This window comes from Clostridium drakei, from assembly GCF_000633595.2.
Lineage (GTDB): Bacteria > Bacillota > Clostridia > Clostridiales > Clostridiaceae > Clostridium_AM > Clostridium_AM drakei.
Genome location: NZ_JIBU02000049.1, coordinates 16,613 through 27,037, shown reverse-complemented (window position 1 = coordinate 27,037; position 10,425 = coordinate 16,613). Strand labels below are relative to the sequence as shown.

Annotated in this window: 7 protein-coding genes; 1 reads left to right on the top strand and 6 read right to left on the bottom strand. The window is 27.9% G+C overall.

Annotation, left to right across the window (positions count from 1 at the left end):
• Positions 1 to 143 precede the first annotated feature (143 nt).
• Positions 144 to 680, top strand: coding sequence for a DUF6143 family protein (locus tag EG57_RS0221235; protein ID WP_032079107.1), 537 nt, complete (start codon positions 144 to 146; stop codon positions 678 to 680).
• Positions 681 to 865: 185 nt separating this feature from the next.
• On the opposite strand, the gene EG57_RS0221230 is transcribed toward EG57_RS0221235, so the two are convergent.
• The 6 genes from EG57_RS0221230 to EG57_RS0221205 form a co-directional block, all read right to left on the bottom strand.
• Positions 866 to 3,124 (bottom strand): DEAD/DEAH box helicase, encoded by a 2,259-nt coding sequence (locus EG57_RS0221230; RefSeq protein ID WP_032079106.1) that lies wholly within the window; start codon positions 3,122 to 3,124, stop codon positions 866 to 868.
• The gene (locus EG57_RS0221225; protein ID WP_032079105.1) at positions 3,118 to 4,995 is read right to left on the bottom strand and encodes a site-specific DNA-methyltransferase; all 1,878 of its coding nucleotides are present in this window, start codon (positions 4,993 to 4,995) and stop codon (positions 3,118 to 3,120) included. Before EG57_RS0221225 ends, EG57_RS0221230 begins: the two co-directional genes overlap by 7 nt.
• 243 nt (positions 4,996 to 5,238) lie before the next feature.
• The gene (locus EG57_RS0221220) at positions 5,239 to 5,640 is read right to left on the bottom strand and encodes a hypothetical protein (RefSeq protein ID WP_032079104.1); all 402 of its coding nucleotides are present in this window, start codon (positions 5,638 to 5,640) and stop codon (positions 5,239 to 5,241) included.
• 446 nt (positions 5,641 to 6,086) lie between these two features.
• Positions 6,087 to 8,015 carry an ABC transporter ATP-binding protein gene (locus EG57_RS0221215; RefSeq protein WP_032079103.1) on the bottom strand — a complete coding sequence of 643 codons (1,929 nt, stop codon included), beginning with the start codon at positions 8,013 to 8,015 and terminating at the stop codon, positions 6,087 to 6,089.
• Complete coding sequence (locus EG57_RS0221210) at positions 8,002 to 9,741, bottom strand: ABC transporter ATP-binding protein (RefSeq protein ID WP_032079102.1); 1,740 nt, start codon at positions 9,739 to 9,741, stop codon at positions 8,002 to 8,004. Before EG57_RS0221210 ends, EG57_RS0221215 begins: the two co-directional genes overlap by 14 nt.
• 52 nt (positions 9,742 to 9,793) lie before the next feature.
• The gene (locus EG57_RS0221205) at positions 9,794 to 10,225 is read right to left on the bottom strand and encodes a MarR family winged helix-turn-helix transcriptional regulator (RefSeq protein ID WP_032079101.1); all 432 of its coding nucleotides are present in this window, start codon (positions 10,223 to 10,225) and stop codon (positions 9,794 to 9,796) included.
• Positions 10,226 to 10,425 lie beyond the last annotated feature (200 nt).

The following is a 10,425-nucleotide window of genomic DNA, read 5'->3' as shown; positions in this document are numbered from 1 at the left end:
GAGTTTTCCTTCACAGCATATATCAGCCGGAATACAGTTGAAAGTTACTTCGCTTACATACGCTTGAGTCGCAATATGCTTATATTATTAATGACCTAGAACAATTCTTGCCTTACTCCATAAAATATACTGAGGTGATTCAAATGAGGAATAATATAACTTCTCATTCTTTGAGAGAAGTAGTTACTATTGAAAATCCTATTTTTAAATCTTTTGAAGGCAAATATTTTATTGGAGAATCTGATTTATTAAGTTTTGGTTTTAATAATTATGCTTGGGGAGCTTTATACAATCCTAAAGACTCAGGTGTAAATTTATATTTCAGTGTTACCACTGTAACTAATACTTCTGATTTACCAATAAAATCACAAATATATTTAAATTCTACTATACCAGAAGGAGCAACTAAAGTAACCTCTGTTACACCATCTAACCTTACGATTTTACCACCACCTAAGCCAAAGATAATATTTCTCACTGGTCAATTTCTAAATAATAAAATCGAAGGTGGTGTTAAAGCTTTTACAAGAATCGTTCCTCCTAACTTCACTCTTGTTAATGAGGAAAATGGTAAAATAGTTATTCCTCCTGGAGGCAATATTTTAAACTTACTAATCTCTTCTGCCCAAGTACTGATTAAAGCTCATATTGCATACGGTTTCTGGCGAGAAGAAATATAGTAAATTTCATAAGGTAAACTGTACATTTTGCTAATTACCAAATAAAACACTTCTCTTCTCTGTATTTATTTTATATAGTACAGTTTGCCTCTTTATATTTATGCTGTAACATAAGTACTAAAGCTTTATATCCCACCACTGTCATTACTAATACCTTCACCTGTGTCTAAGAATCACTTGATAAATTAGCATTTAAAACTTTCCCAATCTGCTAAATTATTTGATGCATATTCTTTTCCACCAATATTAATTTTTATGTTTCCATCTGATACTTCAATTATTCCACCCATAATATTTTTTCCTTTACCTATTTCCTCTTTTAAATATTTTTTCAAATATTCATTTTTAGCCTTTGTCCTAGTTTCTGTTTCTCTATCATTTTTTGCTTTAACTTCAAATATTCCAATTAATCCTGTTTTAAAAAGTACAATGTAATCTGGATAAAATGCATGTGGTATTCCATTATACTCGTAGCGTATAGCAAAATTTTCTTTTCCGCTATCACCATTTTTATACCACCAAACAATTTTATCTCCACTTTTCTCTAAAAAATCTTCAAAAACTTTTTCAGTTTGCTTTCTATTTTTCTTTAAGTAACATTTATCATATATATTTTTTTCTGATTTAAAAAACTCATAAGAAACATCATCTACAAGCTTAGTTTCTTTTATTGAGAAATCATTATAATACTCTTTTGTCTCTTCGAGATCACATTTTCTATATTCATCAATATATTTCTCTACAGTACTATTTAATATTGATTTAAAAAACTTTTCGTAATTAACAATAAATAATGATTGTATTTTAGTTATCATCCCTGTTTTCCTTATATTATAATTAAAAACATCATTAAAATACTTATAAATTAATTCCTTTAAATTAGGATAAAAATTTTCCGAAGTTCTTTTTAAAATAGTTGTAAATACTTCTTCAATATCAAATTCACTTACCTTTATTCTTTTATCTTTATGGTCTATTTTTACATTTACTCTATCTAATTTTGATGTTTCAATATGTCCCTCATACATAAGCTGGCTTTCTAAATTGTCAATTTCCATATTAAAGTTTAGTTTATTCAAAGCATATAAGTTATTTATTGGATTTCTATTCACTGATACATTTAATTCTTTCTCAGCTTGCTTGTAAAAAATAGAATCTAATATTTCTCTTTTAATGACAACATCTTTACTTGGCTCTCTATAATATGAACGTAAAATAATATTTTTCATATTAGATTTAATATTAGACTTCAAAAATTTAACTAATGAAAGATTGCCAACTTTAACAGAAATGTCTTTATTATTGGTATATATATAAGCTCTATTTAAGATTTCACTTTCATAATGTTTCTGCTCAGGCATACGAAGAATTCTTCCAATAGTTTGTATGTCAAAAATCTCACTTCCACTTTCTCTAAGCTTTAAAAGTACTTGTGCTCTCGGACAATCCCACCCAGTAGCTACAGCCATTTTGAAAATTAAAACATCAACCTTAGAGTTAAAATCAGTAATATTTTCTAAATTTTTGCACCTATTGCTTGTCCATAATGCAAGATTATTATTTTCTACTGATATTCCCTTAATTTTAAGTATTCTAATTAATTCATGTAAAATTTCTTCTCCTGTTTTGGCATTAGGTATTTGAATAAGACATAATGGATTTATTTTAACATTTTCTCTACTAAAAGCTTCAGTTAACTCCAATCTTTTTTTAATAGCCATTTCTACTACAATTTCAATGGAGTTTTTATTATTTAAATCTATCTCATCAATATTATCATTTATAAATACTTCTTTTTTTATTACTCCTGATTCAATAACCTCTTCTGGCAAAACTTTTACAAAGGCAGCCATATTGTCATCTATGTCCTCTCCTGAAGGCACATATTTAGGAGTAGCACTCATTTCAAGCAAAATTTCAGGATTTATTATATTCATCAATTCTTTGGAAGTTCGCGTATCTGTAGTATTATGACTTTCATCAATGATTAACATTATTTTTCTTGCACTACTTGTATTTTCTAGAAGTTTAATAAAATTTATTCCCTCACCTTCTCTCATTAAAACATTATCCCATACTCCATTTTTCTTTGTATTCAGCTTTTCCCAATTAACTACTACTATAGCATTTCTTTTTATTATTCCATATCTAATAACATCTTGCAATAATTTGCAAGAAGGACTTCCTTCTAATATACTACTTATTTTATTTTTACTCTGTTCATGTAAATGTCCCTTACCAATAGATATCCATATAAAACAAAAATCTCTATCTTCAAGTTTACTAAACATTTCAATATACTTTGATGCAATTACAGTTTTACCTGAACCTGTTGGTGCTTTCAGAACCAATACCTTTTTTTTATTATTATTTTCAAGCAACTTAACAGTTTTATCCATCAACTCTCTAATAGCCTTTTTCTGGTAATTTTTTAGCACTACCATGATTTTAGTGCATCCTCATAAACTTCCATAATTTTTTGTGGTATTGGTTTAACTTTTATTCCTATATCATTCAGTTCCTGAAATTCATTTATTTCACAATCCAAGCTCAGAAAATAAAGAATTTTTTTATGTGAATTTAAACACTCTAAATCTTTTTTAATGTTGTCTATCATAGAAGAGTCCATGAAATTCTGGCAAATTATCATAATCAAACTATTGTTTATAAAAATATTATACTGGTATCCACTTTTATATAAATTAAAACAATTTTCCTTTATACACAAAAGCTCAGTACATCTATCTGCAAGTTTAATTTCCAAAGCATCCCTACTTTGATTCTTAGGAATAAATTCCACTTTATAATATTTTACATTTCCACCTATTCCTTTTATATAAGTATCATGAGAGTTTATATATCCTGTAATAACATTTCTTATGCGTCTATAGGTTATATTTTCACATATATTTAAACCGTTTTCTGGAGTTTCTCTTCCGATATTAGATAGTACAAATTGTCTTTTTCCATTATCCTTCTTATTCATTTCTAAGATAGCCTGTCCTAAAGTTCCTGATCCAGCAAAAAAGTCAATAAAAATACCTTTACTATCACACATGGAAACTATTCTCTTTATAAATTTAAGTGGTTTTTTTCCACTGCTAAAAGTAATTCCTCCTTCCGAAGAAATTCCATTCCAACTAATATCATCCCATAGAGTGCCAAGCTTTTCTTTCTTGTATATCTTTTTATTTTTCATATAAGCTGCATCTGATAACCATATAACTATTCTGCTATTAATGTAATAATTCGTAGTTACTTTATTCTTATTTTTTCCCGTTTTAGGAACATATTCTATAGATATAAGTCCTCTATAATCATTAGTACCTTCTATTACTCTTTTTCTTATTGATGATTGAGAGTTTGTGCTACTGCATATTTTAGAGAAATATTTTAAATAAACTTCAGCTTCGGATAGTTTTTCTTCCTCCATAATTTCTGATACATTTTTCATGATATATCCTTCATGCCTAAATATTTTTATATTCTCAGAATTTCCATCCTTTATAGTGCACATATATTTCTTAATACCTTCATTTATAAGCACTTGCCTATAATCATATTGTTTTCCTTCTTCTCTTCTTTCATTTATAAGGTTCATCAAAGGATATTCCTTATATACAGCTTTAAGATTACACTTTTCTTTATTTTTACAATATATAAGCAAGTACTCTATATTCTTTTTTAGTTTTTTATCTTCTCCACCACCACTAGCACCTGAAGCATTTTTAGTCTTAACACTTATACAATTAATAAAATTATCTTCACCAAATACATCATCACATAACATTTTTAGTTGACTCTGCTCATTGTCATCAATAGATATAAATATAGCTCCATCACTACTTAAAACTTCTCTTGCCAATCTTAAGCGCTTATTCATAAAAGAAATCCATTTGCTATGTCTGTAAGTATCTTCACCATTTACATAATTATCATTGTATATAAAATCCTTATTTCCTGTATTATATGGAGGGTCAATAATAATATTTATCTGCTTTTTATTATTCATTCCATGAGTAAATAATAAAGTGTTTAAAGCATATAAGTTATCCCCTTCTATTATTAGATTTGTAATATCATCACTTTCACTCTTAATTTCCTTTTCTTTAACTTCTGTAAGTACTGGATAATTATTTTTTAAAATTTCTCCTGTTTCTTCTGATTGTTCTTCCCAAACTAAACCATATTTTTTAGTTTTCCTTAGATAATTATTTTCTAGTTTTAGCTTTTCTATAATAGAAAGTAATTTTTCCCTTGTAGGTTCTATATTATTAATATCTTTTAAATTTTCAAATGCATATACTTTTTCCATACTGCCACCTCCGTTATTTACATATTATCATATATTTTACATTTTTTGTATATTTTTAAGTAACTTATAAAGAATAAACTATTATACATAGTTGTTTTCATAAACAAATTTGAAGACAAATAAAAAACTACCCATTAAATGAGTAGTTTCTGTTTAGCTATTAACTTTACTTTTTTTAATATTTTATGTACATATAACATTTTTTCATATATATCAATAAATATATAACCTTACTTAATTACTTTAAATTCCACTAGTTCCTTTTAGCATACTTATCATGTCTTGTAGATTTATATTTTCTTTACGAGAATTTTCTGAATGAAATTGATTTTTATATTTTAAAATAGCAAAAACAGTTTGGTCTGTCTTCTCATAATTACAATGTTTTATTTCATTGGATGTAAATAAACCTTGTGAATTATTCTGCTTTTTAACTTTATCAATAGGAATTTTTCTCAACAAAGTTTTTTTACCATCTTCACTTACAATATATGTACAATAATACTTACCTTGCTGTTCTGATACAATTTGCCTTTTTTTCTTTTTTTGTACTTCATCTTCATCCTTACTAGTAGATTGATTTTTTGATGCCGTAAGATTTGAATAACTATCTTGATTACAAACATTGTTTATACATACACTCACATTTTTTCCCCCTTAACAATATATCTCTATTTCTAACATATTAAAATAACTTAAGTTATTTTAATATGTTATGGCCTTTTTAAGCTTATTTTATACAACAATTGTAACATATTTATTATTATAATCTCAACCAATTTACTATTATTATTCCTATAATTTTCCTTGTTTTAGTCCTCATTTGAATGAAACTCAGCTTCACTGGAATTTGAGTTTATGTTATTAATATAAATCCAAAAAAATTTAAAAGGTAAACTATATCCTTAAAGATTGCCACAGAAAAAATTCTGTATTATCTTAAAAGATACAATTTACCTGATTTTCTTAAAAAATATTGTTCATCATAAAAATAGCTTCACAAGATCTAAACAAACTTCTGCTCTATGAAAAAGTATTTCTTATAATCAAATTGCACCTTAATCTAAGAATCACTTGATAAATAATTAATTCTATGACAGCTCAAATGCTCCTGTATATAGTTGATAGTACTTGCCTTTTTGTTTAATCAAATCATCATGGTTTCCTCTTTCAATAATTTTGCCCTCATCTAACACCATAATTACATCTGAATTTTTAATTGTAGAAAGTCTGTGAGCTATTACAAATACTGTTCTTCCCTTCATAAGTTTATCCATACCATCTTGAACTATAGCTTCCGTTCTTGTATCAATACTAGATGTTGCTTCATCAAGTATTAAAACTGGTGGATCAGCAATAGCTGCTCTAGCAATTGTTAATAGTTGTCTTTGTCCTTGCGACAACTTTCCACCATCACTAGTAAGAACTGTATCATATCCCTTTGGAAGATGTTTTATAAATTGGTGTGCATTAGCAAGCTTAGCTGCTGTAATTACTTCTTCATCAGTTGCATCCAGTTTTCCATATCTAATATTGTCTGCAACTGTTCCAGTGAAAAGATGTGGATCTTGAAGTACCATTCCAAGAGAACTTCTTAAATCGTCTTTTCTAATTTTGTTGATATTTATGCCATCATATCTAATCTTTCCGTCTTGAATATCATAAAAACGGTTGATTAAGTTTGTAATAGTAGTTTTTCCTGCTCCTGTAGCACCTACAAAGGCTATTTTTTGACCTGGCTTTGCATAAAGTTTTATATTGTGCAATATAATTTTTTCATCATTATAACCAAAATCAACATCATCAAATACTACTTCACCAAGAAGCTTTGTATAAGTAACTGTATCATCTTGGTGCGGATGCTTCCATGACCAAATTCCAGTGCGTTTCTTGGATTCTACTAGTTCTCCATTTTCATTTTCTTCTGCATTTACTAAAGTTACATAACCTTCATCAGCTTCTTTCTCTTCATCAAGAAGTTTAAATATACGTTCTGCCCCTGCTAAAGCCATAATTACAAAGTTAAATTGTTGAGACATCTGATTTATCGTTTGACTGAAGGTTCTTGTTAGCTGCAAGAAGGATGCAAGTCCTCCAAGAGTAAAACCAGCAAATGATCCAATGGCAAGAATAGAACCAACAATAGCAACTGCTACATAATTTATATATCCAATATTACCCATGATAGGCATTAAAACATTGGCATATTTATTTGCATTATTTGCACTATTAAACAACATGTCATTTAATTTATCAAAATTAATTTTTGCTTCTTCTTCATGGCAAAAGACTTTTACAACCTTTTGTCCTTCCATCATTTCTTCTATATAACCATTCACTGCACCTAAATCTTTTTGTTGAAGTCCAAAATATTTTCCACTTTTACCACCAATAAACTTAGTAACGTTGGCCATCAAAATTATAATTAAAATTTCAATACCTGCTAATGGTAAGCTTAAAAAAATCATAGAAATAAATACACCAATAACAGTTATAATTGCTGATAACAATTGAGGTATACCTTGGCTTATCATTTGTCTCAATGTATCTGTATCATTGGTATAAAGACTCATTAAATCTCCATGAGCATGAGTATCAAAGTATTTAATATTTAAAGTTTCCATATGAGAAAACATATCATCTCTTATCCTTTTAAGTGAACCTTGAGAAATTATAATCATCATACGGCTATATGCATATGTTGCCAAAACTCCAACATAATAAATTAATGCCATAGTAACTATCATTTTAAGTAATGGTGCAAAATCAGCTCCAGATTTATTTAAAAGAGGTACTACATATTTATCTATTAGAGTTTTTATAAATAATGTACCAACAACATTTGCAATAGAACTTATAATAATAGTTGCCAGTACCATAAGGAACAAAAATTTATATTCTTTAATTACATAATCTAACAACCTTTTTAAAGTCTTTAAGGAATTTTTACTCATCTTTGCATGTACATGTACACCTCGACCACGCATAGCTCTAGGTTTCGCACTTTTATTTTGACTCATTGTCATCAGCTCCTTTCATTTGAGATTCATAAACTTCTCGATATATAGAATTACATTTTAGAAGCTCATCATGACTTCCAAACCCATCAATTTTTCCGTCATTTAATACAATAATTCTATCTGCATCTTCTACTGATGAAATACGTTGAGCAATAATAATCTTTGTAGTATCTGGTATTGTTTCTTTAAATGCCTTTCTAATAAGAGCATCAGTCTTAGTATCTACAGCGCTTGTAGAATCATCTAAAATTAGTATTTTAGGTTTCTTTAAAAGTGCTCTTGCAATACATAATCTCTGCTTTTGTCCTCCAGATACATTGGTTCCACCTTGTTCAATGTAGGTATCATACTTATCTGGGAAATTTTCTATAAATTCATCAGCCTGAGCCTGTCTACATGCAGTAATTAATTCTTCATCTGTGGCATTTTTGTTTCCCCATCTTAAGTTTTCTTTTATTGTTCCGGAAAACAATACATTTTTTTGTAATACCATGGAAACTTCGTCTCTGAGAGTTTCTATATCATATTTCTTAACATCAATTCCTCCAACTTCAACACTGCCACTTGTTGTGTCATACAATCTTGGAATAAGTTGAACTAAAGTGGATTTAGCACTTCCTGTTCCTCCAATAATACCTATAGTTTCACCTGAATTAATTTTTATATTTACATCTTCTAAAACACAATTATCTAGGTTTTTATTATATGAAAAATTAACATTTTTAAATGTAATAGATCCATCTTTTACTTCATAAATTGAATTTTTAGGATTTGCCAAATCACTTTTTTCTTCTAATACTTCTATAATTCTTTCAGCTGATGCTTTTGACATAATTACCATGACAAATACCATAGAAATAATCATAAGACTCATTAATATATTAGTAGTATAAGTAAATAAACTCATTAATTCACCTGTTGTCATAGAATGTGAAACAATCATTTTTGCTCCAAGCCATGATAAAAGTAAAATACAAGTATACACTGCAAATTGCATTGCAGGAGCATTAATTATAATCAATTTTTCAGCTCTTACAAAAAGTTTATATAGGTTTTCAGAAGCTTTATAAAATTTGCCTATTTCATGTTCTTCTCTTACATATGCCTTTACAGTACGAATTGCTGTTAAATTTTCTTGCACACTGGCATTTAAATCATCATATTTTCTAAAAACTTGCATGAAATATGGGTGTACTCTAGTCATAATAAAATACAATACAATCCCTAAAAAGATAATTGCTCCTAAAAATACTAAAGCTAATTTTGCATTGATATAAAAACTCATTCCCATAGCAAAAATCAACATGAATGGTGCTCTAACAAACATCCTTATTATCATTTGAAATGCATTTTGAACATTTGTTATATCTGTAGTTAGCCTTGTTATAAGCCCAGCTGTAGAATACTTGTCTATATTAGAAAAAGAATAATTTTGTATATTATAATACATTGCTCTTCTCAAATTTCTAGCAAAACCAGTAGATGCACTAGCTGCATATTTTCCTGATAATGCACCACAAGTAAGAGATATAAATGATACTGCCAGCATTACTGTTCCAACAACACATACATATTTCATATCTCCTTTTCCTACCCCATTGTCAATAATCCATGCCATTAATAGTGGAATAATAGTCTCCATTATTGCTTCTAAAGCAACAAATATAGGCGTTAAAATTGCGTCTTTTTTAAATTCTGCTACATAACTTGCTAATTTTCTTATCATATATTTTCCCCCTCTTGTTAGGTTTCTAACTAATATCGTAAAAAAATTGCACTTAATCAGCAATTTTTTTAGATAACCTGTCAAGTAAATGAATTAATATGTACATCTCATCATCACTTAACTCATCTCTTAAATATTTTTCAATTTTAATAATGGATTCATGTACTTTTCTTTGAATTTCAAGTCCTTTTTTTGTAAGTATTATCTTCTTGAGCCTTGCATCTTCAGAAACACTTACTCTTTCAATATACCCGTTTTTTTCCATCAATTGAAGTACACTAGTCACTGAAGAACGTCTAATATCAAAAACTTCCTCTATATCCTTTTGAAATATATCCCTTTCTTCAGATTTATGATATACAAAACCAAGTATCATGCTTTGAACACCTGTTATCCCATACTTAGCAACCTCTTTATTTATTTTTCTGTTGATCCTATTATTGAAAATATTTACTTTTCTACCTATTAATTCTTCCTTATCCATATATCATCCCTCTATTATTTTGTTAGACTTCTAACTAATTATAATTTTAACTGTAATTCTTGTCAATATAGTATATTTATTCATTACAATTATTTAATCTTTAAAAATTCAAAAGTAATCGTATAAATTTCACTTATTCTCACTATATCTATTAAGTATATTGAACATTATATATATATTTAGTAGAATAAATTATAATT